We start from the raw sequence: 25,737 nt of genomic DNA, 5'->3' as shown, positions 1-25,737 counted from the left end.
ACCGGTGTCTTCACCTCCCTCACAGCCTCACGAGAGGGGCACTCCCATGCGCAATCGCACCCACGCGCGCCGGCTTCTGACGGTGCCGACCGTCGTTCTCACCGGGAGCCTCGTCCTGTTGCCCGATGCCGCGGTCGCACAGGCAACAGCGGCCGCCTCCCCGGCCCGGATATCGGGAACCTTCCAGCTCGTGAACGCGCAGACCGGCAAGTGTGCGACGGTCGCGGGCGGGGTCTCCGCCGCCAACAACCTCGAACTGGTCCAGTACACCTGCGACACACACCCCTCGCGCCGCTGGCGCATCCCCGCCTCGAGCAGCACCTCCCAGCAGATCATCAACCTGCAGACCGGCAAGTGTGCGACGGTCGCGGGCGGGGTCTCCGCCGCCAACAACCTGGAACTGGTCCAGTTCACCTGCGACACACACCCCTCGCGCCGCTGGCGCATCACCAACGGCGACAGCTCCGGCTCCTTCCAGCTCGTGAACGCTCAGACGGGCAAGTGCGCGACCGTAGCGGGCGGAGTCTCGCGGGAGAACAACGTCCCACTGGTCCAGTTCACATGTGACACGCACCCGTCACGCCGCTGGGTGCTGCGCACCGGAGTGCCCATCGACTGAGGCGGCTTCAGCGGCACAGGGCCGTGTCCACGAGACTCTCGACACGCTTCGTGGTTGCGGAGTCCGGCGGAACGATGGTTATCGCGACGCTGGCGGCGCGGCCCCCGTCGGTGACTCCGCCCCGGGTCTCGTATCCCGTGATGTCGCCACCGTGGCCCCAGTAGACACCGCCGCACGACAACGGCCTGCTCATGAGCCCCAGTCCGTAGCCGGCGCCGGTGTCCCCGATGGGGACGGTGGTGCGCATCTCGGCGAGCTGGGCCGCCGGGAGGAGGCGGCCGGCCAGGAGTGCGGTGAGGAACCGGTTGACGTCGGAGTTGGTGGAGATCAACTGGCCCGCCGCCCAGCCCACCGAAGGGTCCATCTCCGTGACGTCGCGCGGAGGCGTGTCTGCTGAATCCTTGTGGTAACCCCGGGGATGGGGCTCGCGGATGGCCATGTCGCCCGGGGCGGGGAAGTAGGTGTGGCGCAGTCCGATGGGTTGGATGACGCGCTTGTCCATCTCCTCGGCGAGGGGGCGGCCGGTGACCTTCTGGACGATCAGGCCGGCCAGCACGTAGTTCGTGTTGCTGTACCCCCAGCTCGTCCCGGGGGCGAAGTCGGCCTTGCGCCGGAAAGCGATGTCCAGGAGGTCGCGGGGGTCGAGGTACCGGTGCTGACGGATGTCGTCGTCGACGAGTGCTTCGTAATCGGGAAGTCCGCTGGTGTGCTGCAGGAGCTGCCGGACGGTGATGTGGCGCCCGTCGAACCCCTCCCCGCGAACGAGGCCCGGCAGGTAGCCGTCGATCGTGGTGTCCAGGCCGATCTTCCCTTCACCGACCAGTTGCAGCACGACCACCGCGGTGAACACCTTGGTGGTGCTGCCGATCCTGACCTGGCCGTCGTCAGGCACCTTCGACCCGGAGGCCAGGTCACCCACCCCTGCGGTGTAGGTGCGGCTACGGCCCTCACGGTCCTTGACACTCGCCAATGCGGCGGGCAGGCCGTCGGCGCGCACCAGGGCGTTCAGGCCCTGCTGGACGCTGTCCGGGCGGCCGGCGGCGAACGCGGCGGGCGGCGCCAGGGCCCCCAGGGCCATAACGCCGACGGTCACCGCGGCCGCTGCCGACAGGGCTCCACGCCGCCCGCTCTGCTGCCGTGCGGAAGACCGAAACATCTGCGCTACCTGCTCAGCCATGGCTCAACTCCTCTGGAATCGTGGAACCGTCGGGAAGCCGAGGCATCCTCCGGTCAACTGCTCACGGCACGATGGTGACTTCCGGGGCCTCGGACGCACATCACGGGAAAGCGGGAGAACGTACTCCCCCGATCGGGGGAGGTCGCCGGTGAGCTGCCCGGCCATACTGGCCGACTATGATCAAGGGCATCCGGCCGCTGCTGCGCGGCTCCACGTACTCGGGCATGCTGTTCGCCTACTGCGGCGCGGTGGCGAGCCTTCCGCTCCTGCCCTTCGCCTTGCTGCCGCTAGCGGCGTGGCGATCCGCTCCGGAGGGAGTGCAGACCGCTCTGGTCCTGCTGTTCTGGGCGGCACTCATCGGCGTGGTCGGGCTGGCCCGCATCACACGACGGGCGCTGATCGCGTCCGCCCGCCGGCTGTTGAGCGTGCCGCTGCCGGATCCCGTGGCCGTGCGTCGGCCGGCAAACTCCGGCGCTGACCGTTGGCGGACCCCTCTCTGGCTGCTGCTGCACGTCGTACTGGGGTGGACCGGGGCCCTGGTGAGCGGTGTGCTGTTCCTGTCGGGACTGGTCCTTCCGGGGGGTTGGCTCGGCGCCGATGTGGGGCTGAGTCTGTTCGGCTGGTCGGTGCGGGCGGAGGGAGGCTGGCAGAGCTGGGTGGTGGCGCTCGGGTGCCTGCTCCTGGCGGCGACCGTGTGCGCAGTGGTGACGAACGTCCTCCGGTGGTTGGCGCCCAGACTGCTGGGGCCGTCATCGGCCGAGCGGCTCGCGCTGGCGGCGGAGAGGGAGCTGCAGTTGGCCGAACGCAACCGACTCGCACACGAGTTGCACGACTCCATAGGACACACGCTGACGGCGACCACGATCCAGGCCGCGGTGGCGGGTGAGGTGCTCTCCGCCGACCCGATGGCGGCGCGGGCCGCCCTGCGCAGCATCGAGGAGTCGGCCCGGGCCGCGCTGGAGGACCTGGACTACGTCCTGGGCGTGCTGCGCGAGGAGAAGGCGCAGACAGCGCCGACCCGCACCTTGGCCGACCTGCCCGAGCTGCTCGACCGGTTGCGGCACGCGGGCGCGGTGGTGGAGCCGGAACTGTCGGGCGAGTTGGCGCGGGTGCAGGGGACCCTTTCCCGGGCGGCGTACCGGATACTGCAGGAGGGCTTGACCAACGCGTTGCGGCACGGGGCGGGCGGGCCGATCGGGGTCCGCGTGGCGGCCGCCGAGGACGGACTGGAACTCAGTGTCGTCAACCGGACGGAGGCCGGCGCGGGCCCGCGCCCGGGTGCCTTCCCGACGTCCGGGCACGGCTTGCCCGGGCTGGCCGAGCGCGTACGGCTGCTGCAGGGCGAGATCGACGCCGGCCCGGACGGTCCGCAGCTCTGGCGGTTGGCGGTCCGGCTGCCGGTACGGTGGTCGGCATGATCGGCTCTGACGCACGCGCAGCCGCCACGCCCGGCCCGGAAGCGGGCGCCGCCATCGTGACGGGTGCTGCCGCCAGGACCGACACCGGCGCCCCCAGCCCCACCGGCCCACCCGTCACGCTCCTGATCGCGGACGACGACGAGGTCACCCGCAGCGGTCTGTGCACGCTGCTCGCGGCGCAGCCGGGGATCGCGGTGGTCGGTGAGGCCGCCGACGGCGTCGAGGCGGTCGAACAGGGGAGGCGGCTGCGGCCGGACGTGGTCCTGATGGATGTGCGGATGCCGCGTTGCAACGGGATCGAGGCCACCCGGCGGCTGCTGGCCGAGTCGGATGAACCGCCGAAGGTGGTGGTGATCACCACCTTCGAGAACGACGACTACGTCACCGCCGCGCTCAGCGCCGGAGCCAGCGGCTTCGTGCTCAAGCGCCTTCCGGTCCGTCAGATCACGGAAGCGGTACGGGTGGTGGCCGCGGGCGAGGCGATCCTCTTTCCGACGGCCCTGCGCCGTATGGTCGCAGCCCGCCCACTTCACTCCTCGAAGGCGTTGCCCAAGGCTGCGCTGACGGGGCGGGAGGAGGGGGTGCTGCGGTTGATGGCCACCGGCCTGTCCAACCCGGAGATCGCGGAGTCGCTGACGGTGAGCCTGGAGACGGTGAAGACGCACGTCGGGAACGTACTCACCAAGCTGGGCGCGCAGAATCGGACCCACGCGGTGGTGATCGCGTACGAGTCGGGTCTGGTGGTGCCGGGGTTCACCGGCTGACACGACCTGAGCTCGCCCGAGTCCGGCTCTCCACCTGCTGCCCACGGCCACCCACGAACGCGCCGTCCGGCGCCGTGAGGGAGGCCGATCGGCCCCTGAGAACGTGTCGCCGCGCCGCTTACCGCTCCCGGCATGGAACCGTTTCCGCATGACCGAAGGCTCGACACCTCACATCTCGCCGGCGCGGATCACCGTACTGGGCGTTCAACCCGGCACCCCGCCGTTTCGCATCGTGGAGGTCGACGGAGAGTTCATCGGCAGGGCGATGTCGATGACGGACGTGCTGTTGCTCGCCGCGGAGATGGGGATCGTGATCCACGACCTCGACGACCTGGACGTGGTGCGGTGGGTAGGAGGCGGCAAGTTCACCTGGACCCCGCACTAGTTGCCCGCAACATGGACCGGACCGGCCGGTCCGGCCGGTCCGGCGGCCCGGCTTGCCCGCGAACCGTCCGCGCTCAGTACGTATGTCCCACGTGCGCGAGTGCCTGCTTGAGCAGTACCCCCTGCCCGCCGGGCATTTCGCTCTGCACGGCTTGGGAGGCCGCCTCCTGCGGACTGAACCAGACCAGGTCGAGCGCGTCCTGACGCGGGCGGCAGTCGCCGCTCACCGGCACGATGTAGGCCAAGGACACTGCGTGCTGGCGCGGGTCGTGGTACGAGGTGACGCCCGCCGTGGGGAAGTACTCCGCGACCGTGAACGGCTGGAGGGAGGCGGGAACGCGGGGCAGGGCCACCGGCCCGAGGTCCTTCTCCAGGTGGCGCAGCAGCGCGTCACGGACCCGCTCGTGGTGCAGGACCCGGCCGGACACCAGGGTCCGGCTGACCGTTCCGTCCGGACCGATGCGCAGCAGCAGTCCGATGCTGGTGACTTCGCCGCTGTCGTCCACGCGTACGGGCACGGCCTCCACGTACAGAATCGGCATCCGGGCCCGGGCCGTTTCCAGCTCGTCGGTGGTCAGCCAGCCGGGCGTGGTCTCGGTCGTGTCAGACATTGTTTGAGCATACTTTCCGGGTGGGGTGCTCGCAGGAATGCGGGCCGGTTCGGATACGGGAGTTTCGGGCGATCATGCCGATGCCTTCGTCCGCGAGGTGCTGCTGGACTGCGTCGATGTCGCCGTCCGTTTCCGGCAGCCGCGGGCACGAGTCGATGCGGTCACCGATCGGCTGCGCGCGTCCGGGGGCAGCCCGCGCACTCCGGCAACGAGCTCTTCGGCAGTTCTACTTGGCACGTCCGGATCTTCTCAGGGCGCAGGACGACGGGCTCCGCCGGGTCGGCACCGGTGTCGACGAGTGCCGGGCGGTGCTCATGTCGCTGCCCGGATGCCGAGGGCGTTCGGAGCAGGCCAGGCCGGCGGTGGCTTCTTCACCCCACGGCTCGCGCATCACGGGCGAGCAGCAGGCCTCCGCCGCCTGCCGCCCTCTTCGCCGAGGGCGCCGGGGTGGTCGCCGCGGCCGCCGCCCCGGTCGGGCGGGCTCGGTGACGGGCCCGGCCCGTGGTCAGTCGTCCAGGGCGTCCAGCACCTTGCCCAGGTCCACGAACTTGAAGCCCGTGGCGGTGCGCGGGCCGTCCTCGGGGGCGTCGTGACCGTCCTGGACCACCAGGAGGCCCCGGGGGAAGGCGCGGCCGAGGGGCTGGTTCAGGGCCGCGGCCCCGTCGCACTCCTCCGAGCCGTCGAGGTCCCGCGAGCGTGCGGTGATCCGTACGCCGCCCTCGTACTCGTGGTCGTCCTTGCGCTCACGGTCGTAGAAGGCGAACGTGTTGTCGCCCTGGCTCGACGCCATGAGGTAGCCGTCACCGTCGCCTTCGTCGACGATGGTCAGCCCCTCCACGTCCGCGGACAGGCGGCGGCCGCCGAAGCCCGGGTCGGAGCCCGGCGTGCACTCCTCGGTCTCCTCGTCGTACGTGGCCGGGACACCGTACTCGCGGACCCGGTCCACCAGCACCGGCACCGAGGTCAGATCGGCCCGCATCCGCCAGATGCCGACGTCCTCCTGGCCGGCGTACAGGGTGCCGTCGGCGGGGTCGACGACCATGCCCTCGACCTGGGGCCGCTCGCCCGGCTCGCCGCAAGGGCTCCAGGACGCGCCGTTCGGCAGGCGGAAGGAGGAGGGCAGGTCCAGGGTCCGCACCAGGCGGTAACCGACCGTGCCGCCGGGGGCGGCGGTCAGTTCGAGCAGGGCGATCCTGGTCTCGTGGCGGCGGCTGACCAGGGCGTAGGAGCGGCCGGTGGCCCGGTCCGTCCAGGTCGCCAGACCGTACGCGGTGCGCTGGTCGTTGATCTCCTCCGGCGAGGCGGAGAAGACCGGGGGAACGGTCGGCGCGGTGACGTCGGTCAGCGGGCCGCCGGGGCGGTCGCGGTCGATGCTGTAGAACCGGAGCCGGTCGTTGCCGCGGTCGGTGACGACGGCGAGATCCGCCCGGCCGCCGGACAGGCGCATCCGGTGGACCAGGTCGACGTTGTTGAACCGGCCCGGCGAGTCCTCGGGACCCTGCCCGCTCGGCGCGGGCAGCGCCTGAACCTCACGCGCGCCGAGGTATACACCCGCAGCCCGCCCTCCTTGGCGGTGGCGACGACCAGGCTACGGCCGGGGTCGGCGCTGTTGCGCCAGATGGCGGGGTCGTCGGCGTTCGCGTTGCCGCCCTCCTCGTCGTCGAACAGCGTGGCGGTCTCCGCCACCGGGGTGACGGCGGGCAGCGGGCCGCTCTTGCGGCCCTGTGCCGTGGCGGGGGCGGCCGCGGTGAGGCCGGCGAGGACGGCGAGCGCTGCGGTCAGTGCGAGGGCGGCCGCGGCGGGGCGAGTGGGGCGATCGGGACGATGAGGATCCACCGGGAGTCTCCAACGGTTGGTCAGACACGGGTGCGGACATGGGGCATGGCGGCTGAAGACTGGAGCCCTCGCGTTAAGGACTCGTCGTCGCCAGGCGACGGTCAGTCATGCACGACATGAATACGACGTGTCCGCGCGCCGCTCGCTGCCCTCGCCCCTCTTTCACCCACCGTCGCGCGGCAGCGCCGTCCCGCGTGCGATGTGTCCCTGGCCCAGCGCCAGCACGCTCAGCCCGAACATCAGGACCCCGAGGGGCACATGGACCGACGGTATGTGCGCGATGCCCAACACCACCTGCACCGAGGCGAGTACGAGGAAGCCCGACGAGTACAGGATGGGGCGGGGAGAGCCGCCGCCCGGCCGCCAGGCCAAGACCGCGGCGAGTACGTACACCATCGACGCGCCGTACATCACGCGCGCGCCGACGCCGTGCAGCACCTCGCCGTGGGACGAGGACAGCAGCAGTCCGGCGGTGACGGCCTGGAAGAAGACGGCCAAGGTCTGCAGGGCGATCGCGACCTGCACGAACGTGAGTCTGCGGTGGTGCGCCGTCGTCGTTGCGGCCATGAGTCGGTCCCCTCTTCTGCCTTGCGGCGATGGATCGGTAGTGTCTCGCTGGTCCGACGACGTGGGCCCGCGAAATGTGAGGCAGAGCCCCGACCTCACCATCCGGTGCGCTGTTTCGTCGAAGTCGCGACAGCGGAAACGGACGAGAAGAACCGAAGAACCAGGGAGCGGTCGAGGCCATGAGCAACCCATCCGAGTCGGGGCACGACCCGTCCGAGCCGAACCTGAGCGCGCTCGTCGGCGAGCGGCGGCATCTGATCAACCTCGCCTACCGGCTGCTCGGTTCGCTGAGCGAGGCCGAGGACGCCGTACAGGAGACCTACATGCGCTGGTACGCGATGTCACGCGCACGGCAGGAGGCCATCGAAGCGCCCGGTGCCTGGCTGACGACGGTGGTCACCCGCATCTGCCTGGACCAGCTCGGCTCGGCCCGGGCACGGCGCGAGCGCTACGTCGGCGCGTGGATACCCGAGCCGCTGCCCGACCGTACGGAGTGGCACGGCGGGCCGGTCGGCGGCAGCGGGACCGAGCCGGCCGACCCGGCCGACCGGGTCACCCTGGACGAGTCGGTGAGCATGGCCTTCCTCGTCGTACTGGAGTCGATGACGCCGGCCGAACGCGTCGCGTTCATCCTGCACGACGTCTTCCGGTACCCCTTCGCGGAGGTCGCCGAAATCGTCGGCCGGACGCCGGCAGCCTGCCGGCAGTTGGCATCCTCGGCCCGACGACGTATTCGCGCCGAGCGGGCTCCGGCGGCCGCGACGGGTGACCATGCCGCTGTCGTGCGGAATTTCAAAGAGGCGTGGGAGGCGAAGGACATCGAGGCCCTCGTCGACCTCCTCGACCCCGATGCCACGATGATCGCCGACGGCGGCGGACTGGTCGGTACCGCCCTGCGCCCGGTCGAGGGCAGCGAGCGCATCGCCGAGTACCTGATCCACATCGCCGCCAAGGCCCCCGGGCTGAAGCTGCTGGAGCGGACGGTCAACGGCCGGCCCGGCCTCGTGGCCCAGCACACCGGCGTCACCGTCACCGTGGCGGCGTTCGACCTGACCGGCGGCCGCGTCACTCGTATCTGGGCGGTCCGCAACCCGGAGAAACTCCGGCCGTGGACCGGGAGCCGGGCTCCCCGCGACGCGTAGGTCCGGTTCCAGGGGCACTTGCCCACCGCCGCCCGGAGCCCGCACGGGCGCGCACGGTCACCCCGGCTCAGCCCTGCTCCCGGACTCCCCACGGGGAGCCGTACGCGGTCAGCAGGTCCAGGAACGGGCGCGGCGGAAGGGCCTCCGGGCCGAGCACGCCGGCCTCCGTCCACACCCCGCCCGCCATGAGCTCGAGCGCCACGACCGGGTTGACCGCGGTCTGCCACAGCACGGCCTGGGAACCGTACTCGCGCATCGACCACTGGTTGTCCACCACGTGGTACAGATACACCTCGCGCGGCCTGCCGTCCTTGGTGCCCTTCACCCATGTGCCCGCGCAGGTCTTGCCGGCCATGCGCTCGCCCAGCGTGGCCGGGTCGGGCAGGCACGCGGCGACCACGTCGCGCGGGGAGACCCGGGCCGGGGCGCCGTCCGCGCCGCGCACCGTGACCGGTTCGGTCGAGTCCAGGCCCAGCGCGTGCAGGGTCTTCAGCTTGGCGATGAAGTCCTCGCCCAGTCCGTACTTGAAGGTGACCCGCCGCGCTTCGACCCAGCGCGGGACCAGCAGCACCTCCTCGTGTTCGACGTTGACGCATTCGACCGCGCCGATGCCCTCGGGGAAGTCGAACACCTCCGGCTCGCTGAACGGTTCGGTGGTGAACCAGCCGCGGTCCCGCTCGTAGACCACCGGCGGGTTCAGGCACTCCTCGATCGTCGTCCAGATGTTGAACGACGGGGCGAAGGCGTAGCCCTCGACGGTCAGGTTCGCCCCGTCGCGGATGCCGATCTCCTCGATCTCGTCGAACAGCTCGTCAGCCGCGTACCGGGCGAAGACGTCCGACAGGCCGGGTTCCACGCCCATGCCGACCAGCGCCAAACGGCCCGACTCCTCCCACGCCTCGGCCCGCGCGAACTGCTCGTCGCCGAGCTTGACGCCGCACTCCGCATACGGCCGGCCGGGGTGCGGCCGGGACAGCGACATCGCCATGTCGACGTAGTGGCTGTCCGCCGCGAGGGCCGCCTCGAACAGCGGCATCACGAACCGCGGATCGGTGGCGTTCAGCAGAACGTCGCACCGCTCCTCGGCGAGGAGTGCGGCGACCGCCGCCTCGTCGGAGGCGTCGATGCGGCGCGCGACGAACCGGCCGGCGCCTGCGCCGAGCGCCGCCACGGCCGCCTCGGCGCGGGCGAGGTCGTAGTCGGCGACCACGAAGTGGTCGAAGAAGTCCCTGCGGGCCGCGATCCGGGTGATCGCGGTACCGACGCCACCGGCGCCCACAAGCAGAACACGCATGACGAAACCCTCTCTCGGTGAGGTCCGCGCAGGTCCGCGCCTCATGGGAGGGATCAAAGACGGGGTGGCAAGATAAGGTCAATGGTGTTGGCATAAGGCCCCGCGGCCGCCGGTCCGGCGGCGACCGCACGTCCGCGGCAGAGGAAGGCGCCCGATGGCGAAGCAGGTGGTCCCCGAGGACGCCCGCAGGCGGCGACGACCCACCCGGCAGGGCACCGTCCTGTCCGAACGGCTGATCGTCGACACCGCCCTGCGCATGTTGCGCGAGCACGGCAGCGCCGGGCTGTCCGCCCGCCGGCTGGGCGCCGCCCTCGGCGCGGACCCCAGCACCCTCTACCGGTACTTCGACGGGATGGACGGCCTCACCCTCGCCATCGGCGAGGAGCTGATCGGCCGGGCCCTCGACGGCTGGCAAGCCACCGGCGAGTGGCGCCGTGACCTGCGGGAACTCGGCCTGCGCATCCACGGGGCCTACCTCGCCCACCCGCAGGCCGCCGTACTGACCGCCGGCCGCGTGACGGGCAGGCCCCGCGAGATCGCCGCCGACGAGGCCGTCCTCGGCATCCTGCGCACGGCAGGCTTTCCCGACCCGGAGGCGGTCCTGATCTACCACGCCTTCATCGACCAGAGCCTGGCCTTCGCGGCCCTCGACGCCGGCGCCCTCGCCCTGACCGAGAGCTCCCGGACCTCCGACGAGCAGCAGTGGGAGTCCACGTACGCCCAGCTGCCGGCCGAGCGGTACCCGCACATCGCGGCCACCCGGCGGCTGCTCGCCGCCCGGATGAACCACAGCGCCTACCCGGTCGCCCTGGACATGCTCCTCGCAAGCGCAGAGGCCAGGCTCCAGACGGTGCGAACCCGCTGAGGACCAGGCACGACTCGGCGCCGCGGACCCCGGGCGGCGCGTCGAGGTGCGCGGGGTTTGGCCGCTGGCGAGACTGGACCCATGACGACAAAGGCGGTACTCGAGGGCGGGCCGGAAGATCTGCCGGAGCGGGTCGTACCGGTCAGCGCGCCGGGCGAAGACCTGAAGATCGCGCATCGCGGTGGATACGAACACTTCAAAGCCACGTCGCGGTTCCAGGACGGCACGGAAGGCCGCTTGCCCGTCTACGAATGGTGGGAGCGCACGGAAATCGCCGAGTAGCCGCCCGCGACCGGCATGGACAAGTTGCTCGAAGAGGCGCACCGGCTGCTGCCCGGCATCATCGACGTGCGCCGCACCCTCCACCGGGAACCGGAACTCGGCCTGCACCTGCCGCTCACCCAACAGACCGTCCTCGAGGCCCTGACGAGCCTGCCCCTGCGGATCACCGCGGGGGAGCGGCTCAGCTCGGTGGTCGCCACCCTCGACGGCGCGCAACCCGGCCGGACCATTCTGCTGCGCGCCGACATGGACGCCCTGCCCCAACAGGAGGACACCGGCCTGGACTACGCCTCCCGGATCCCCAGCGCGATGCACGCCTGCGGCCACGACCTGCACACCGCCATGCTCATCGGCGCCGCCCGCCTCCTCTGCGCCCGCCGCGGGCAGATCCGCGGGCGCGTGGTGTTCATGTTCCAGCCCGCCGAGGAACGGGGAGGCGGCGCCCCGTACATGATCGAGGAAGGCGTCCTGGACACCCCGGACGGCCGCGGCGTGGACGCGGCGTTCGCGCTCCACGTCATGACCCGCTTCGCGACCGGCACCGTGCACCTGCGGCCGGGCCCGATGTTCGCCGCATCCGACCTGATCCAGATCACCGTACGAGGCCGTGGCGGACACGCCTCGGCACCGCACCTCGCCCTCGACCCGGTCCCCGTCGCGTGCGAAATCGTCCAAGCCCTGCAGACGGCCGTGACGCGCACCGTCAACGTCTTCGACCCGGCGGTGGTCACCATCACCCGCATCCAGGCCGGCACGACCACCAACATCATCCCCGAGACCGCGGAACTGTACGGCACCTGCCGCACGTTGACGTCCGGGTCCGGTCTGCGGATGCGCGCCGTGATCGAGCGCGTGGCTCGTAACGTGGCCGCTGCGCACGGCGCCGAAGCGGACATCGGGCCGGCCGGGGGCTACCCCTCCGTGCGCAACGACCCGGCCTTCACCGACACGGTCCGCGAGGCCGCGACCGACCTCCTGGGCACCGGCCCGGTACGGCACTTGAGCGACCCCGTCATGGCCTCCGAAGACTTCTCCTACGTCCTGGAACGCGTCCCGGGGGCCATGGCCCTGCTCGGAGCCCGCCCACCCGTGGTCCCGGCCGACCGTGCCCCGGACTGCCACTCCAACCGCGTCGTGTTCGACGAGAACGCCATGGCCACCGGTATGGCCCTCCATACAGCCGTGGCGCTGCGGTACCTCGCGGACTGAGCGTGCCCCTGCCTCCTACTCGAAGCCTCCTACTCGAAGGGCACATTGATGCAGGCGAGCCGCGCCCCGGCCGTGCCCGCCGTACCGGGGTCCGTGTGGGTGGCGTGTTCGTGGATCACCACGGAGCGGGCCTGACCGTCGCGGTACCGCCATGCCGTGGTGGACGCCGAGGACCCGTCGCCGTGGCCGTCGGTGGTGATGTCGAGCCACGTCTCGTTGCGGGGATTGGCGTACGCGGGGTTCGTCGAGGGCTGCTTGGGGTCCACGGTGTTCTGGTAGTGCGGCCCGGAGTCGTTGGGCTTGCTGCCGCAAGGCTTCTGGTGTACGTGGGCGCCGAACGTCCGGTTCGCCGCCACGCCGTGGAGCCGCAGGTCCACGTGGGTGCCGTCGCCCTCGACCCGCTCGGTGACCGTGACCTTGCTGCCGTCCGGCACCGCTTTGGTGTCGAAGGTGACCGCCTGGTGCGTGGGCCGGCCGTCGGCTGCCCGGAACGACTCCTCCACCGTCACGTCCTGGCCGGCGACCATGCCCAAGGGCAGGACGACAGCCAGGGAGGCCGTGATCGCTGAAACGAGCAAGGACATCTTCCGCTCCTCTTCACCACGGGTTCTCGCTGGGGCTCCCCCTTCGCCCGCGTTCCAGCCATGTGCGTGCCGGATCACCAAGCGCTACACGGCCCGGCTCTCAAGATCGTCCGGATGTGTCGGCCAGCGCTTCCAAGAACCATGTTCGCGCACCTCGCAGTCTTACGCAGGGCGCCTCCGGGGTGTCGGCCTGCTTTTGCCTGATCAGCCCCCTGATCCGGCGGCGCGGCGAGGGTGGCTCGGCGGCACCTGGAGGGCCCGGAGCGGATCGACGGCGTGCCCCAGGCTCAGGCCCGGTCGAACGGCCTTCCTCCGCTTCGAGGCGGTCCACGCCCGCGGGCGCGGGCTCTAGGCCGTCGGCGCCGTCGGCACCGGGTCTGCCTCGGCAACGCCGCCCAGTGCGCCCAGTTCCGCGGCCGCCTCTGACCTGCGGGGGCTGTTGAGGCCGGCGAGGCCGTCGTGGGCGGCGAGCAGGACCTGCCGGGCTTCGCCGCCGCGGGCCAGTCCGCGCAGGACGATCCCGAGGTCGAGGCGGACCGGTTCGCTCCAGGCGGGCATCTGCGCGGACTGGAAGTAGGCCAGGGCCTGCCGCAGGGGTGCCTCTGCCTCCTCGAGCCGGCCAAGTGCCGCAAGGTCGTTGCCGATCTGGTGGCGGGCACTGGCCAGGTAGAGCTTGGCGAGCTCGGGTTGCCGGCCGGGTACCCCGGCGAGGCAGACCGTCTCGATGCGCCGGTGGATGGCCAGGGCCTCCTCGGGGCGACCGTAATGCCGCAGGTTGTGGCCCAGCGTGTTCAGTACGGTCAATTCGGCGAGGCGTGCCTGGTCGGAGCTCTCGGAGTGCAGGAGCGAAGCCGCCTCGCGGAGCCGGTCGAGGGACTCCTCCCGGTGGCCGATGCGGTGCAGCGCCGCCGCCCCGTAGCCCAGTGCCCAGCCGGTCTGGAGCCCGTCGCCGATCTCGCGCGCCGCCTCGAGCGCCGCGTCCGCGGTGGCGAGGGCGGCGTGGTAGTCGTGCAGGCAGAGGTTGTGGGCCCAGGCCAGGTAGTTGAGCTGGACGGCTTCGTCCTGCCTGCTGCCCAGGGCGCGGGCCGCGTCGACGCCGTGGCGGAACACCTGCGCCCATTCCTCCCAGTGCTGGGTCAGGTCGGAGAACCAGTGCATGGCCTGCGCCGCGTCGAGGACGTCCCGGTGCCGTCCGGTCTCAGCGGCCCGGCGCAGTGCGGCGAGCCACTCGTCCCGCTCGGACTCCAACCACGCGCGGGCAGCGCCACGATCGGCGGGGGCGCTCGCGGGATCGGGATCGGCGCAGGGCGCTTCGCCGTGGTGGTCCGCATCGAAGCGGAGGGCCGCCGCGGTGGCCCGGCGGAGCATCCATCCGGCGGCGCGGTCCCGGGCTGCCTCGCAGACCCTGGGATCGTCCTCTGCGGCCAGCCGCTCGGCGGCGAACAGCTTGAGCAGGTCGTGGAAGCGGTAGCGTTCGGCGGCCGGCTCGGGTTGGAGGAGCCCGGCGTCGACGAGTTCCTCCGCGCATGCCGCCGCCCGGCCCGTCGGCATTCCGGCGAGCAGGCCTGCCGCTTCGGGGCCGAATCCCGGACCGGACGCCAGGGCGGCACGCCGGAACAGCTTCCTGGCGGCCGGTGGCAGCCGCTCGTACGACAGGGCGAACGCGGCCCGTATCCGCAGGCCCCCGGCCTGAAGCCCGTCCAGTCGGCGGCCCGTGGCGGCGAGTTGGGCGGTCAGCTTCGCGAGGCGTTCGCCGGGGCGGGCGGCCAGGCGCTGACCGGCGATGCGGACGGCCAAGGGCAGGTGCCCGCAGAGTTCCGCGAGGTCACGGGCTGCCTGTGCCTCCTCGCGTACGCGCTCGGGGCCGAGGATCCGCGTCAGCAGTTCCACCGCCTCCTCGCGGCGCAGCGGGGCCAGGTGCGTACGGTGCACTGCTGCGAGACCGGCCAGGCCGTGGCGGCTGGTGACCAGGGTCAGCGAGGAACCGGTGCCGGGGAGCAGGGGGCAAACCTGGTCCTCGTCCGCCGCGTTGTCCAGCAGAAGCAGCACGTGTTTGTCGGCGAGCACGGACCGCAGCAGCCCCGCCCGGTCGTCCGTTCCGGCCGGAATCGCCTGCCCGGCGACGCCGAGCGCCCGCAGCAGCCGGGCGAGCGCGTCCCGGGGCGTGACCGGCTCCGGGTCCATCCCGCGCAGGTCGAGGGCGTACTGCCCGTCCGGGAAGTACGGGGCCAGCCGGTGGGCGGCGTGGACGGCGAAGGAGGTCTTGCCGAGCCCGGGTTGCCCCGAGATGACGCTCACCGCGGGGTGGGCGGGATCGATGTCACGGGCGAAGGTGCGCAGGGCGTCCAGGGCGGGGCCGCGGGCGGTGAAGTCGCCGAGGTCGCGGGGGAGGGCCAAAGTGTGCTGGCCCGGAGGGCGTTGAGCCTGGGGCTGGTGAGCCTCGGGATCGTGGGCCGGGGGATGGTCGGCCGCCGCTCCGGTCGCCGACCGCGATGCGGTCCGCGAGTCGGTCCGCGAGTCGGTCCGCGATTCGGTCCGCGGGGCGCGGGTACGGGGGCGCGGACGGCCGGGGCGGGCCGCCTCCTCTAACGCGGAGGCAGCGGTGGGGTCGAGGCCGAGCCCGTCCGCCAAGGCCTGTACGGTGCGCCGCTGCGGACCGCGGGTCCGCCCGCGTTCCAGGTCCGCGAGGGCGCGGACGCTCACGCCCGAGGTGTGCGCCAACCCCTCCTGGCTGAGCCCGGCTTGACGGCGCAGCCCCAGCAGCAGCCGCGCGAAATCCCCGCTGGCCGGCCGTCCGTCCGGAGTGTGCATCGTGTCCTCGGCCATGGCTCGGGGTCCCCCGGTCGGTATGGCGCAGCCTGATGAACTGCTTCCCGGCAGAAGTATGCCGGTCGGTAATCCTGCAGGTGAAACCGCCTGGAACGGCCCCGTTCATCGTGATCGACTCGGTCCGGTCCGGGGCGGTTGCCCCGGGCGGGGGGCCGGCGGCGGGCCCGTCGGGTGTCCGGAGCCGGCGGGGGCCGGGGTCAACGAACCGGTGCGGTCACCGAAGACCGCGAGCGATACGACCAAGTCGAACCACGTCGAGGGAACACACATGCCTGCGCACGAGAACCGCATCACCTCATCCGTCCTCTCCCGGCGCCGGGTTCTGGCCGCCGGGGCGCTGACCGCGGCCGCGGTGGCCCAGAACGCCTTCGCCCCGTCCAAGGCTTCTGCGGCCGCCCCGCCGGCCATCTTCTACTCCCCGCACCAGGACGACGAGGCCATCGGCATGGCCGGATCGATCCTGGAGCACAAGGCGGCGGGCCGGCCGGTCTACCTGGTGCTGGTGAGCCGGGGCGAGAACGACCAGCTGGCCAGGCTGATGAACGTCGGCGACTGCGGTCTGAAGGGCAAGTGCGCGGCTCCCGGCCACTGGCACGACCTGCAGTGGCCCACGGACGGCGCGAGCATGATCGTGCCCGCGCGGACGGCCGAGTTCACGGCCTCGGCCAAGGTGCTCGGCGTGGACAAGGTCATCAACTTCAACCTCGTCGACAGTGCCCACGGCGATGCCACGTACGGCAAGTTCGTGGACGCGGTCACGTCGAAGGTCAGGTCGCTGGCCAAGAAGTACCCCGGCGCCTCGCACAAGTTCTCGGCAGGCTGGCTGGACGTGACGGCCACCCACAAGGCCTGCAGTGACGCGGCCTACCGCCTGATGAACGACGGGACCATCAGCGACGTGCGCTTCAACCACATCTACGCGTACGACCGTCCGTACGGGGAGCGCGCCGACGGCGCCTCCCACGTGCTGCAGATCCCCGCCCCGCACATGACGCGCAAGAAGAACTCGATCTACTGCTACAACACCTGGGACCCGAACCGGAACCTCTACGCCCTCGGCTACCACAGCGCCTACGAGAAGCTGGAGGCGGCGCACGGCGACCCCCGCGAGTTCGTGTACACCCTCCCGTCCGGCTACCGCCCCGGCAAGATGTGACCGGTCCGCCGGTCCGCCGGTCCGCCGGTCCGCCGGTTCGTTCCTCGGACCGGCGGTGCCGAGTGGCCTGCTATCGGGAGAAGTAGGCCTTGACGCTGACGGCTGGGCCACCGGAGAACTTCTGCACGGCTGCCTTGGCGTCTCCCGACACAGTGACAGAAGAGGTGGCCCCGGCCGGAACCGTGGTCAGCCCGCCGATCGGGACCACCTCGACCACCTGCTGGGCCGATCGCGGGAGCGGCCGGCACGGCCCCCGCGGCCGCCGCGGCCTCGCCGGCCCGGCGGCGCGGGCGCGGCCGCCCGCCGGGTGCACCAGCTCCACCCCGTGGTCGCGCAGCTCCTTCCCGCGGAACGGGCGGCGCACGGCAGCATCCGTTGGCATCATGGTCGCGCCGGGGAGGTCCTGACGGGGTGGGGTGGCGGCGCTGTGGTCGGTACGGGGGAGTACGAACGCGAGCTGCTGCAGGGTGAACTCGCCGAGCAGGTGGCCCTGCTCGCGGACCGGGCCGGAGCGGACTCCGCGGCCTCGCTGATCCGCCGCACGGCCCGCCGCGCGCAGTCCCCGCGGGCCCGGATCTGCGTCATCGGCGGCAGCAACGTCGGCAAGTCCCGCCTCGTCAACGAGCTGGTCGGTACGGCCTGCCTGCCGGTGTCGGTACACCCCACGGACGGCCCGCCCGTCCTCGTGCGCCCGTTCACCGCCGAACCCGCCGAGCCCGCCGAGCCCGCCGGAGTCTGGGCTCCCCGGGCCCCCGAGGAGGTCGGCACCGAGGCCCCGGGCCCGGCCGGACTGCGTACCGTACGCGTCGAGGTGCCCTCCGCTTCCTGGCCGGCCCGTGCCGGAGTGGAAATCGTCGACACCCCCGGCTGGGAGGGCTGGTCCGGGGTGCGGCAGCCCGACACCGCAGCCCTCGCCAGGATCGTCGGCGACTGCGACGTGGTGGTCGTCGTCACCGAGGCGCGCCGCGCGATGCTCGCCACCGAACAGGCCCGGATCAAGGCGCTCGCCGCCGCTCCGCACAGCCCTCCGCTCGCCGTCGTCGTCACCAAGCTCGCCGAGGTCGAGGACGAGGCGGCCGACATCCTGCGACGCGTCAACCACCTCGTCGCAGTCCTGGCCCCCGAGGCCCTGGTACTGCCCGGACCGGCCCCCGCGCCCGGTACGGCGCAGGAGCCCGGGGAACCCGACGGCATCGCCCCGCTCCGTGCGGCCCTGGGCCGGCTGGCCGGCATCCGGCTGCGCCGCGCGCTGCGGACCATCCGCCGGCTGCACCTCCTCGCGGCCACCTGCGGCCTGGTCGAGGAGGCCGCCGCGCGGGCGCTCACGGACGTGCACCGGACCGACCCCGTCAGAACGCGGGCCGCACAGATCTGGCACACGGCCCACGAGAGCGCCCGCTTCCACTGGATCGTGCTCAGCGCCGACGCGGGGGAGTGGCGCGCCTCGCTCGTCCAGACGATCGCCGCCGAGGCGCGCAGGAGGCGTGCCGCCGCGGCGCGCGAACTCGCCGCGCGCTTCTCCCAGATGCTGGAGACGCCCGAGGAGCAGCACTTCATCCGCCTCCACGCGATCCCGTACACCTCTGAAGCCTTGCAGCAGTTCGAGGCGTGGATCACCGGGACCGTCGACCGGGTGCTCGAAGAGGACACTCGCCGGCTGCGCGCCGTCCTGCTCCGCAACAGGCCCGGCGAGGAACTGTTCCAGGGACTGGCCGCTCCCCGTGCCGGGGGGGTCGTGCCGGCCGCGGCACTGCCGGGTGTTGCCGACGCCGCGGCCGCCGCGGAGTCGCAGAACGCCACAGGCTGGGACGCCTCCTGGCTGCCGGAGTTCGTCGGCACCGCCATCGAGAGCGTACTGACTCCCGTCTCCACCGAGGTCGTGGCTCAGATCGCGGGAGCGGCCGGCACGGCCCTGGTCACGGAGGCGCTCGAGCACGGGCAGGCCGAGCGCCGTGAACGCGCCATCGACGATCTGGAACGCATCGTCGAGGCGGCCTTCACGGAGCAGGTGGCGCGCACCGAAGCCCGCGTCGGGCAGGTGTACGACCGACTGCTGAGCCAGGCGCGGGACCGCGACGAGCAGTGGTGGCGGCTGCACACGACGGCCGTCGCCGCGCAGCCCGAGTCCCTCGACCACTGGCGTTCACTGCAGAGCACGGCGCGGTCGCTGAGCCGCTCCGTACACGCCCACCTCTCTCCCCTGGAAGGGACCTGATGGCGCACGAGAACCGGCAGTTACCGGGCGGCCAGGAATCACCGGCCGCCCAGTTCCGCGGCTGGAGCGACAACATCGGAACACTGCGGTCGTACTACCAGCGCCTGCAGCACGTGGCCGGCGAGGCCGCGGCGGTCATCGCCCCGCCCGGCGGCGCGGGCGCGGCACTGGACCTGGGTATCAACGGGGCGGTCTTCGAGCGCGAGACCTTCCGCATCATGGTGCTCGGGGAGTTCAGCAGCGGCAAGAGCACCCTGATCAACGCCTTGCTGGGGAAGCGGCTGCTGCCCACCAAGGCCAATCCGGCCACCGCCTTCACCACCGTCCTGCGCTGGGGCGAGACCGAACGGGCCTGGCTCTACCGGGACGCGGACCGGCAGGGCGTCGAGACGGCCGTCACGACGGAGGAGTTCAAGCGGGAGGTCTCCCTCCAGATCGACGCGTACGGCGCACCCCGCACCCCCTCGTTCGCGCTGGCCGTCGTCGAGCAGCCGCTGGAGCTGCTGCGCAGATCGGTCGAGATCGTGGACTCGGCCGGGATCAACGAGAGTTCCGACCGCGAGCTGGTGACCCTCCGGTACCTGGAGGAGGTGGACGCCGTCGTGTTCGTCACCGACGCGGGACGGCCGTTCACCCTCCACGAGACCGAGAACTACCTCACCCGGGTCCGGAAGCTCGGGCACCGCGACATCTTCTTCGTGGTCAACCAGTTCGACCGGATCGAGGAGGAGGAACGGGCGGAGGTGATGAGCCGCTGCCGCAACGCGGTCGCCGAGCTCAGCGGGGAATCCGGTTCCACAGCCGCCGCCAACGTCTTCTTCATCAGCGCCCTCCAGGCCCTGCGGTCGCGGATCGACGGAGACGCCGAAGCCCTGAAGGCATCGGGGATCGGGCGGCTGGAGTCCGCCCTCGAGGTCTTCTGCATGCGCGACGCGGCCCGGGTGAAGTTCGTACGTCTCGCCGAGTTCCTGCGCCACAACGCCGTCAACCTGCGGGTGCGGTTGCACGACGAGGGCGCGGTCCTGATGAAGTCGACGGCGGAGCTGCGCGAGCTCCTCGACCGCAGCCAGTCCACCCAGGACCAGCTGCGCGCCAGCGCCGACGCGATCCGCGACATCGTCGGCGGCAAGATCCTCGACATCGAGAACGAACTGCAGCTGAAGTTCAGCGCGTTCCTGATCGACGTCAGCCGCGAGATCGGCGACTGGCACGTCACGAGCGGCCCGGGACGCCTGAGCCGAGCCGTCCGGTCCTTCACCAAGGGCGGCCGCGTCGCAGCCCAGCACGAGCTGATGGACGCGTACACCGTCAGGCTCCAGGAACGCATGCAGGTCTTCTGCACCCAGGATCTCGACCAGCTCATCGAGCAGCGGCAGGCCGATCTGGTGCGCCAGCTCGAACCGCTGATCAGGGCGCACGCCACCCTCCTCGACAAGCTCCGCGCGGAACTCACCGGCAACACGCAGTCCATCCGGGACCAGAACGACCTGCTCTACACGCTCGCCATTGCGGCGGGGAAGGGCCACGGGCGCGACGGGCGCCGCCACCATGACGACGTGCCGCTGCTGTTCCGCCCCAGCTCACTCATGGCGATCGGCGCGGGGAGCGGTGCGGCGGTGGTCGGCGGGACGGCCGCCGCCGCAGCGGCCGGCCTGGTCAGCCTGGCCCTTCCACCGGTCGGCGTGGCCCTTGCCATCGGCGCGGCCGTGGGACCGCTGCTGGCCTCGGGAGCGGTCATCTTCGCCAACGGCAAGCTGCAATCGCGCGCGGCGGAGGAATTCTCCGACCACGTGAAGGACTCGGCAGGCCTGACCGCCCGCCAGTACGCGGACAGCCGTGCCGCCGACCTGCGCGCCGTGTGGGGCGGGATCAGCGAAACGCTCCACATCCAGCTCCAGGACCTCATCGGCATCGTCCAGCGCAACATCGAGGAGTCCCGCTTGGACGAGCAGGCCAAGGCGGGCATGCGCGATCAGCTGTACGCGTACGAGCAGCGGATCACCGATGTGGAGCAGCACATCGCGACCTTCCTGCAGCCGTTCGTCTCCGAGGCGGAGCGGGATCAGGTGTAGCCGCCGGCGCCGTCAGGGGATTTCGTAGGCCTGGGCGCGGGCGTGCGCCGGCGGCTCCTGCAGCAGCCCCCGTACCGCTTCCCCCGAGGCGCACGGCGCCCAGCGGCATGTGCGGCGACCCGGTCCCGAGAGCGCCGCAGCGCATCGACAGCCGCGGCGACCGACTCCAGGGACCAAGGGCGCCCCAACGACTTCACCGCCGCCAGAACCTCCTCCCTGCTCGGAGCGTACGTTCGCCGGTGCTCACCTGGGCCGGGCGCTCGCGACGCCGTTCTCCTCGACGTAGCGCACGAACTCGGCCACGAGTCTGCGTGAGGCCTCCTCCATGGCCGAACGGGTCATGCCCGCCGCGTGCGGCGAGAGCGTGCAGTGCGGGTTGTCCCTGAGGGGGGAGGCGAATCCGGCGCCCTCTGCCTCGAAGACGTCGACCGCCGCGTGCCACGGGCCCGATCCCGGGTCCCGAAGGGCGCGGTCGAGGTCCGCTTCGCGGACCACGCTCGCCCGGGCGGTGTTGACCAGGACCGATCCCGGCCGCATCAACCGGAGTTCCTCGGCCCCGATGAGGCCGTTCGTCTCGGCCGTGGCCGGCACGTGTACACGGTCGCCGCCGCCCAGGAGCCCTGCTGCAGGGCCTGTGCCCGCCGGGACACACCACGCAGGGCGTCGAGCATGAGGGCCAGGGTCAGTTCGGCGACGGCCCCGGCGTTGGCCCCGGGGGTGGTACGCAGAGCAACGCCGAGACGTCGCGCCGCCGCGGTGTCGAACGTGTCGGAGCCCGCCGCGGCGCGGCCGACGAGTACCAGACGGTGCCGAAGGGAGTCCGAGGTGGCCCGCTCGAGCACGGCCTCGGTGAGGGGGATGCCGGCCCGGCACTTCAGGGCTCCGTGGCCGAGGCCGCCGTCCTCCGGCTGCCGGGCCAGTTCCTCCTCCGCGAACCCGTCGAAGTCCAGGGTGCGCCACCGCTGCGCGATGCGCGATCGCAATGCGGGATCGGCCACCGGGCGGATGTTGACCGTCGGTTCGAAGCCGAGGCGGCTGAGGTCCGCCAGCTCGGTCAGCGCCGTCGTACCCGATGGGTAGGCACGAACCAGGGGCTCACGAACCCCCACCGGCCCGTACCGCGCTGCGCGCCATGCCGGGGCCGGATCCGGGGTCGGGGGACGGCTCCGTCCGTCCTCGGCCGGTTCGGGAATTGTCACCGTCGTGTCTCAGGGGCCGTACGACAGAACTCGGCCGGGAGGAGCTCCGTGTCTCCAGTGTCCTCGTTCTGGAACCCGCCGGGGTGAGCGAACCGATCGAACCACCAAGGGGATTCCGATGTTCCGTACTCGTCCGTGCCGCTTTCCTCGCCGTTCTCGCGACCGCCGGCGTACTCCTGCTCTCCGCCGGCAACGGCAACGGCAACGGCAACGGCAACGGCAACGACGGGGCGGCAGACACCGCTGCTTCCCCGAGCGCCTCCGTGGCCGAACTCACCTTCCAGAACGGCACCGCTCAGCAGAACAACGCCCGGCCGAACACGGGCGACCTCGCGCCGGACGCCGCTCCTGCCGCGGTTCCCGAGAAGCCGGTGGCCCGCTCGGGCCGCCATCGGTTCCCGGCCGTGAAGTCCCTCCGCTTCGGCGGCTGAGCCGGGCGCATCGGGGCGGGTGGACGAAGCACCGCCGGTCCACCCACCCCCGCTGATCCTCCTCTTCCGACTTCCGTCCGACGCCCGGCAGTTCCGGGCGCCGCGGCCCCACACCCCGAGGAACGTCACCATGAACGTGCATTTCACCCGCCCCTGGGGCGCGGTACGCCCGGGCGTCCTGGCCGTCCTGCTCATCGCCCTGGCCGTCCTCGCCGTGACGACCGCCTGCTCCGGGCCGGTCGATACGCTCAGGCGGGCCGTACCCGGCTTCTCCAATCCCGTCGTCCCCGGTCTCTGGACTCCGCAGCGCATGGCCGAAGCCGCCGGATACGACACGCCCGTGGCGGACGGGCTCGGTGCCGACCTGGGGGAGACCGACCCCGAACCGGCCCCTGTTCGGGCAGCTGCCGAGCGTGCCCCGTACCGCGCGAGTGCGCCCGCGCTGGGGAAGGTCTTCTTCGACGGGCCGGACGGGCCGAGCGTCTGCTCCGGCACCGCCGTCGAGGACCCGGACCGGCCGGGCCGCTCCAGCCTGGTGTGGACGGCGGGTCACTGTGTCCACGGCGGCGCGGGCGGCACCTGGCACCGAAACATCGTCTTCGTCCCCTCCTACAACGACCGGGGTCTCACCGGCGCGTCCCGCCGCGCGGCCGGGGCGGCCGACGTTGCTCCCCTGGGCACGTGGTGGGCCGACCGGGCCGGGACCTCCGAGCAATGGCTCGTGGAGGGCGCCGCCACCGGCGGCGCCGGTGCGTCCGGCGACTTCGCGGTGCTGCACGTGGCCCGGCAGGACACCCGCACGTCGCTCCAGGTGGCGACCGGGGCGGCCGTACCGGTCTGGTTCGATGCGCCGCCGACGCCCGCGATCCCGGCGATGAAGGCTTGGGGCTACCCGGCCGCCGCCCCCTTCGACGGGCAGCGGATGTTCGCCTGCCAGGACCGCCCCGGACGGCTGTCCCTGCGCCGCGACCGGCCGTCGCTGTACCGCATCGGCTGCACGATGACCGGCGGCTCCTCCGGTGGTGGCTGGTTCGCCCAGCGTCCCGACGGCACCCTCGCCCTCGTGAGCAACACCTCCATCGGCCCGGCCTCGTCCACCTGGCTGGCGGGGCCTCGACTGGGCGGAAAGGCCCGAGCCGTGTACGCCTCGGTCGCGAAGGACGGCCCGGCAGCATGAGAGGCCTGGACGGCGTGGTGCAAGCCGTCGCCTCCGCCCTTACCGTGCTCCTCTGAGCGTGCTGGTCGGCTGACTGCCGGGGGCAGCCGCGGCCGGCCGCGGGGGGTCCGGCTCGGGGTTCTCGAGAACGGGCCGGGACCACGGGGCATCGAAGCCGTCGGACTCCGGCCGTAGCCCGAGCTCGCGGAGCTGGTTGACCGCCACCATCGTGTTGAACATCGAGTTCGGGTTGGCGCCGCCGCCTCCCAGCTCAGCGACGGTTTCCCCGTAGCGGGCGGTGAAGGAGCTCGGCCGGACCCGCCTGTTCTCCCCGGTCATACCGAGTGCCGCCGCCTGCAGGGCGGTGGCCTGCTCCAGCAGCGTGTCCAGGTAGCGCACCGCCTCGGCCCCACGGCGCACGGCGAAGGTGTGCCCGTCGGTGAGGAGTGAGGCTTCTCCCTCCTCGAAGAGGAGCGCGACGGCGCCGAGCGTGGTCTGGATCTTGAGCTGATCGGCGTCGGCCATGGCACCGCAGGGTCCGTTGCCCTCGTCGGACAGGTGAAGGACGCCGCAGTCCCTCAGGTGCACGATCACATGCCCGGCGCAGTGGCCCTGGCTGCGCAGCACGCGGACCGCGCCGTCGGCGAACGTCCAGCCGATGAACCGCAGTGAGCCGATCCGGATCCGCTCCATCGGGCGTTCCTCGTAGGTCCGGGTCGTGGCGCCGAAGGGCCGCATCGGATGGAAGAGCGACACCAGCTCGTCAGCGGCCAGTGCGGGCGCGGGCAGCGCCGCCGCCCCGGCGATGCGCTCGAGGGCCCGGCCCCAGTACGACGCCGGGGCCCGCATCTGGTCGAGGTCGAGGGCGGGGACGTAGTGTTCGACCGGCACACCCAGTTCGTCGGCCAGGTCGTTGTTGGCGACGTGGTCAGGATGGCCGTGCGTGGTCAGCACCAAGGCCCGGGACCAGGGCCTGACCCGCTCCGTCGCCTCCCGCAAAGCCGTGCGGAAGGCCGGGGTGACCCCGGTGTCGACGAGCACGAGGGTGTCGCCGACCCGGTGCACGAGGGCATTGGCGACGTCCGGCTGGTCCTGCTCAAGGTCCAGTTCCTGCCCGAGGACCAGCACGGTCCTGTCGTCGATCTCGATCCGGTCACCGAGCGCGGTCACGGTCATGGATCCTCCCGCGGTCTCGTCGGGTCCTGCTCGACTCGTCCTCGGTGAGCCTGCCGCCCACCGGCGATGTCGGCCACGAGCCCCCTGCCGACGAGCGTACGCCGCACCGGCCGACGCCGCCGTGTCACCCGGCGTCGGCCGCCACCCCGCGGCGTGCACCCACTGGGCTCCTCACCCCGCGGCTCCGCCGGATTTCCGGTCCGCCTTCCCGGCTCTGGCGCCCTGCCGCCCCTCCTTCCGCGCCGCCCCGGCGGCCGAGTCGATCCGCGAGCGATATCCCTCCTCTGGTTCCGACGCTTCCAGGTGCACCGTCCACGCCCACAGGACGACCGCCGCCTGCAGGAAGCAGCCCGCCATGCCCGGGACCGCGTCGACGCCATCGGACCGGGATTCCGCGTCCGTCCCGAAGAAGGCCGGAGGGCCGTCGACGATCACGCTCACCCCTCAGGTGAGGAACGCGTCGAACGTGAGGAGGGCCAGCCAGTACGGCTCGCACGGCGTTCGCCAGGCGGCCGCGCAGCGTGCGCAGCAGGAGCAGGCGCCGCAGTCCCCCCGGCCCTGGCCCTCCCCGGTGGCGGCGCGCCGCAGCCTCGAACTTGCGCACCGAGGCATGGCAATCGTCGAGCCAGCGGCCCGGCTCCGGCTGTGAGTCCGGGCCCTGGGGCGGGGCCGGCTTCTCGGCCTCGATCCAGCTGGTGATGCGACCCCGCTACCTGCCACGAGGGGCTCCAGCACCACCTCGCAGGCGGCG

General features: G+C 72.1%; 24 protein-coding genes and 1 pseudogene. 13 read left to right on the top strand and 12 right to left on the bottom strand.

From position 1 onward, the window contains the following. The first annotated feature begins 46 nt into the window (after positions 1 to 46). Positions 47 to 619 carry an RICIN domain-containing protein gene (locus tag IF09_RS0126635; protein ID WP_030299782.1) on the top strand — a complete coding sequence of 191 codons (573 nt, stop codon included), beginning with the start codon at positions 47 to 49 and terminating at the stop codon, positions 617 to 619. Positions 620 to 626: 7 nt separating this feature from the next. Here IF09_RS0126635 and IF09_RS0126630 read toward each other — a convergent pair whose 3' ends face one another. After that, entirely contained in the window at positions 627 to 1,796 is a 1,170-nt protein-coding gene (locus IF09_RS0126630) for a serine hydrolase domain-containing protein (protein ID WP_030299781.1), read from the bottom strand. A gap of 176 nt (positions 1,797 to 1,972) precedes the next feature. Between IF09_RS0126630 and IF09_RS0126625 the strand changes: the two genes are divergently transcribed. The 3 genes from IF09_RS0126625 (at position 1,973) to IF09_RS0126615 (ending at position 4,363) form a co-directional block, all read left to right on the top strand. Continuing rightward, entirely contained in the window at positions 1,973 to 3,214 is a 1,242-nt protein-coding gene (locus tag IF09_RS0126625) for a sensor histidine kinase (RefSeq protein WP_030299780.1), read from the top strand. Beyond that, positions 3,202 to 3,978, top strand: a complete 777-nt coding sequence (locus IF09_RS0126620) for a response regulator transcription factor (protein WP_030299779.1) — start codon at positions 3,202 to 3,204, stop codon at positions 3,976 to 3,978. Before IF09_RS0126625 ends, IF09_RS0126620 begins: the two co-directional genes overlap by 13 nt. Positions 3,979 to 4,126: 148 nt before the next feature. Then, on the top strand, positions 4,127 to 4,363 hold the full coding sequence (locus IF09_RS0126615) for a hypothetical protein (RefSeq protein ID WP_030299778.1): 237 nt from the start codon (positions 4,127 to 4,129) through the stop codon (positions 4,361 to 4,363). A gap of 73 nt (positions 4,364 to 4,436) precedes the next feature. On the opposite strand, the gene IF09_RS0126610 is transcribed toward IF09_RS0126615, so the two are convergent. The 3 genes and pseudogenes from IF09_RS0126610 to IF09_RS0126600 all read right to left on the bottom strand — a co-directional run bounded on the left by IF09_RS0126610 (position 4,437) and on the right by IF09_RS0126600 (position 7,376). Further along, positions 4,437 to 4,973 carry an NUDIX hydrolase family protein gene (locus IF09_RS0126610; protein ID WP_030299777.1) on the bottom strand — a complete coding sequence of 179 codons (537 nt, stop codon included), beginning with the start codon at positions 4,971 to 4,973 and terminating at the stop codon, positions 4,437 to 4,439. 505 nt (positions 4,974 to 5,478) lie between these two features. Beyond that, positions 5,479 to 6,809, bottom strand: a pseudogene (locus IF09_RS48050) (phytase). Between the two features lie 162 nt (positions 6,810 to 6,971). Beyond that, positions 6,972 to 7,376 (bottom strand): hypothetical protein, encoded by a 405-nt coding sequence (locus tag IF09_RS0126600; protein ID WP_037636042.1) that lies wholly within the window; start codon positions 7,374 to 7,376, stop codon positions 6,972 to 6,974. A 179-nt stretch (positions 7,377 to 7,555) separates the two neighbouring features. Here IF09_RS0126600 and sigJ point away from each other — a divergent pair, with 179 nt between their 5' ends. Continuing rightward, positions 7,556 to 8,518, top strand: coding sequence for an RNA polymerase sigma factor SigJ (gene sigJ / locus IF09_RS0126595; RefSeq protein ID WP_030299775.1), 963 nt, complete (start codon positions 7,556 to 7,558; stop codon positions 8,516 to 8,518). Between the two features lie 67 nt (positions 8,519 to 8,585). On the opposite strand, the gene IF09_RS0126590 is transcribed toward sigJ, so the two are convergent. Beyond that, positions 8,586 to 9,812, bottom strand: a complete 1,227-nt coding sequence (locus IF09_RS0126590; protein ID WP_030299774.1) for a saccharopine dehydrogenase family protein — start codon at positions 9,810 to 9,812, stop codon at positions 8,586 to 8,588. 154 nt (positions 9,813 to 9,966) lie between these two features. On the opposite strand from IF09_RS0126590, the gene IF09_RS0126585 reads away from it, so the two are divergent. The 3 genes from IF09_RS0126585 (at position 9,967) to IF09_RS0126575 (ending at position 12,168) form a co-directional block, all read left to right on the top strand. Then, positions 9,967 to 10,677, top strand: coding sequence for a TetR/AcrR family transcriptional regulator (locus IF09_RS0126585; RefSeq protein WP_030299773.1), 711 nt, complete (start codon positions 9,967 to 9,969; stop codon positions 10,675 to 10,677). Between the two features lie 81 nt (positions 10,678 to 10,758). Further along, positions 10,759 to 10,959 carry a DUF5988 family protein gene (locus IF09_RS0126580; RefSeq protein WP_030299772.1) on the top strand — a complete coding sequence of 67 codons (201 nt, stop codon included), beginning with the start codon at positions 10,759 to 10,761 and terminating at the stop codon, positions 10,957 to 10,959. A gap of 15 nt (positions 10,960 to 10,974) precedes the next feature. Next, positions 10,975 to 12,168, top strand: coding sequence for a M20 metallopeptidase family protein (locus IF09_RS0126575; RefSeq protein ID WP_030299771.1), 1,194 nt, complete (start codon positions 10,975 to 10,977; stop codon positions 12,166 to 12,168). Between the two features lie 29 nt (positions 12,169 to 12,197). Here IF09_RS0126575 and IF09_RS0126570 read toward each other — a convergent pair whose 3' ends face one another. Beyond that, positions 12,198 to 12,752 (bottom strand): superoxide dismutase family protein, encoded by a 555-nt coding sequence (locus IF09_RS0126570; protein ID WP_030299770.1) that lies wholly within the window; start codon positions 12,750 to 12,752, stop codon positions 12,198 to 12,200. A 348-nt stretch (positions 12,753 to 13,100) separates the two neighbouring features. Then, on the bottom strand, positions 13,101 to 15,578 hold the full coding sequence (locus IF09_RS0126565) for an ATP-binding protein (RefSeq protein ID WP_234321157.1): 2,478 nt from the start codon (positions 15,576 to 15,578) through the stop codon (positions 13,101 to 13,103). Positions 15,579 to 15,849: 271 nt separating this feature from the next. Here IF09_RS0126565 and IF09_RS0126560 point away from each other — a divergent pair, with 271 nt between their 5' ends. Beyond that, entirely contained in the window at positions 15,850 to 16,737 is an 888-nt protein-coding gene (locus tag IF09_RS0126560; protein WP_030299768.1) for a PIG-L deacetylase family protein, read from the top strand. A 70-nt stretch (positions 16,738 to 16,807) separates the two neighbouring features. On the opposite strand, the gene IF09_RS45865 is transcribed toward IF09_RS0126560, so the two are convergent. Next, on the bottom strand, positions 16,808 to 17,101 hold the full coding sequence (locus IF09_RS45865; protein ID WP_030299767.1) for a hypothetical protein: 294 nt from the start codon (positions 17,099 to 17,101) through the stop codon (positions 16,808 to 16,810). Positions 17,102 to 17,164: 63 nt separating this feature from the next. On the opposite strand from IF09_RS45865, the gene IF09_RS0126550 reads away from it, so the two are divergent. Continuing rightward, on the top strand, positions 17,165 to 18,952 hold the full coding sequence (locus IF09_RS0126550; protein ID WP_030299766.1) for a dynamin family protein: 1,788 nt from the start codon (positions 17,165 to 17,167) through the stop codon (positions 18,950 to 18,952). Beyond that, on the top strand, positions 18,952 to 21,024 hold the full coding sequence (locus IF09_RS0126545) for a dynamin family protein (protein WP_030299765.1): 2,073 nt from the start codon (positions 18,952 to 18,954) through the stop codon (positions 21,022 to 21,024). Before IF09_RS0126550 ends, IF09_RS0126545 begins: the two co-directional genes overlap by 1 nt. 243 nt (positions 21,025 to 21,267) lie before the next feature. Here IF09_RS0126545 and IF09_RS0126535 read toward each other — a convergent pair whose 3' ends face one another. Continuing rightward, the gene (locus IF09_RS0126535; RefSeq protein ID WP_030299764.1) at positions 21,268 to 21,561 is read right to left on the bottom strand and encodes an NAD(P)-dependent oxidoreductase; all 294 of its coding nucleotides are present in this window, start codon (positions 21,559 to 21,561) and stop codon (positions 21,268 to 21,270) included. Then, the gene (locus IF09_RS41995) at positions 21,561 to 22,133 is read right to left on the bottom strand and encodes a hypothetical protein (protein ID WP_030299763.1); all 573 of its coding nucleotides are present in this window, start codon (positions 22,131 to 22,133) and stop codon (positions 21,561 to 21,563) included. The genes IF09_RS0126535 and IF09_RS41995 overlap by 1 nt, the downstream gene beginning before the upstream one ends. Positions 22,134 to 22,306: 173 nt before the next feature. Between IF09_RS41995 and IF09_RS0126525 the strand changes: the two genes are divergently transcribed. Next, positions 22,307 to 22,654 (top strand): hypothetical protein, encoded by a 348-nt coding sequence (locus IF09_RS0126525; protein ID WP_030299762.1) that lies wholly within the window; start codon positions 22,307 to 22,309, stop codon positions 22,652 to 22,654. 130 nt (positions 22,655 to 22,784) lie between these two features. Beyond that, positions 22,785 to 23,831 (top strand): trypsin-like serine peptidase, encoded by a 1,047-nt coding sequence (locus tag IF09_RS0126520; protein WP_030299761.1) that lies wholly within the window; start codon positions 22,785 to 22,787, stop codon positions 23,829 to 23,831. A gap of 39 nt (positions 23,832 to 23,870) precedes the next feature. On the opposite strand, the gene IF09_RS0126515 is transcribed toward IF09_RS0126520, so the two are convergent. Together IF09_RS0126515 and IF09_RS0126510 are read right to left on the bottom strand one after the other, a co-directional pair. Beyond that, entirely contained in the window at positions 23,871 to 24,986 is a 1,116-nt protein-coding gene (locus IF09_RS0126515; RefSeq protein WP_051832916.1) for an MBL fold metallo-hydrolase, read from the bottom strand. 171 nt (positions 24,987 to 25,157) lie between these two features. Next, entirely contained in the window at positions 25,158 to 25,421 is a 264-nt protein-coding gene (locus tag IF09_RS0126510; protein WP_158710061.1) for a hypothetical protein, read from the bottom strand. Between the last annotated feature and the right edge of the window lie 316 nt (positions 25,422 to 25,737).

Source organism: Streptomyces katrae, from assembly GCF_000717655.1.
In the GTDB taxonomy this organism is placed as follows: Bacteria; Actinomycetota; Actinomycetes; order Streptomycetales; family Streptomycetaceae; genus Streptomyces; species Streptomyces katrae_B.
The sequence above is the reverse complement of the archived record's forward strand: the minus strand, read 5'-3'. Positions and strand labels throughout refer to the sequence as shown.

Excerpts from the sequence above, each read along its gene's own strand:
- IF09_RS0126635 (WP_030299782.1), top strand. The coding sequence starts at position 47 with ATGCGCAATCGCACCCACGCGCGCCGGCTTCTGACGGTGCCGACCGTC.
- IF09_RS0126630 (WP_030299781.1), bottom strand. The coding sequence starts at position 1,796 with ATGGCTGAGCAGGTAGCGCAGATGTTTCGGTCTTCCGCACGGCAGCAG.
- IF09_RS0126625 (WP_030299780.1), top strand. The coding sequence starts at position 1,973 with ATGATCAAGGGCATCCGGCCGCTGCTGCGCGGCTCCACGTACTCGGGC.
- IF09_RS0126615 (WP_030299778.1), top strand. The coding sequence starts at position 4,127 with ATGACCGAAGGCTCGACACCTCACATCTCGCCGGCGCGGATCACCGTA.
- IF09_RS0126610 (WP_030299777.1), bottom strand. The coding sequence starts at position 4,973 with ATGTCTGACACGACCGAGACCACGCCCGGCTGGCTGACCACCGACGAG.
- IF09_RS0126600 (WP_037636042.1), bottom strand. The coding sequence starts at position 7,376 with ATGGCCGCAACGACGACGGCGCACCACCGCAGACTCACGTTCGTGCAG.
- sigJ (WP_030299775.1), top strand. The coding sequence starts at position 7,556 with ATGAGCAACCCATCCGAGTCGGGGCACGACCCGTCCGAGCCGAACCTG.
- IF09_RS0126590 (WP_030299774.1), bottom strand. The coding sequence starts at position 9,812 with ATGCGTGTTCTGCTTGTGGGCGCCGGTGGCGTCGGTACCGCGATCACC.
- IF09_RS0126585 (WP_030299773.1), top strand. The coding sequence starts at position 9,967 with ATGGCGAAGCAGGTGGTCCCCGAGGACGCCCGCAGGCGGCGACGACCC.
- IF09_RS0126580 (WP_030299772.1), top strand. The coding sequence starts at position 10,759 with ATGACGACAAAGGCGGTACTCGAGGGCGGGCCGGAAGATCTGCCGGAG.
- IF09_RS0126575 (WP_030299771.1), top strand. The coding sequence starts at position 10,975 with ATGGACAAGTTGCTCGAAGAGGCGCACCGGCTGCTGCCCGGCATCATC.
- IF09_RS0126570 (WP_030299770.1), bottom strand. The coding sequence starts at position 12,752 with ATGTCCTTGCTCGTTTCAGCGATCACGGCCTCCCTGGCTGTCGTCCTG.
- IF09_RS0126565 (WP_234321157.1), bottom strand. The coding sequence starts at position 15,578 with ATGGCCGAGGACACGATGCACACTCCGGACGGACGGCCGGCCAGCGGG.
- IF09_RS0126560 (WP_030299768.1), top strand. The coding sequence starts at position 15,850 with ATGCCTGCGCACGAGAACCGCATCACCTCATCCGTCCTCTCCCGGCGC.
- IF09_RS0126545 (WP_030299765.1), top strand. The coding sequence starts at position 18,952 with ATGGCGCACGAGAACCGGCAGTTACCGGGCGGCCAGGAATCACCGGCC.
- IF09_RS0126535 (WP_030299764.1), bottom strand. The coding sequence starts at position 21,561 with ATGCGGCCGGGATCGGTCCTGGTCAACACCGCCCGGGCGAGCGTGGTC.
- IF09_RS0126520 (WP_030299761.1), top strand. The coding sequence starts at position 22,785 with ATGAACGTGCATTTCACCCGCCCCTGGGGCGCGGTACGCCCGGGCGTC.
- IF09_RS0126515 (WP_051832916.1), bottom strand. The coding sequence starts at position 24,986 with ATGACCGTGACCGCGCTCGGTGACCGGATCGAGATCGACGACAGGACC.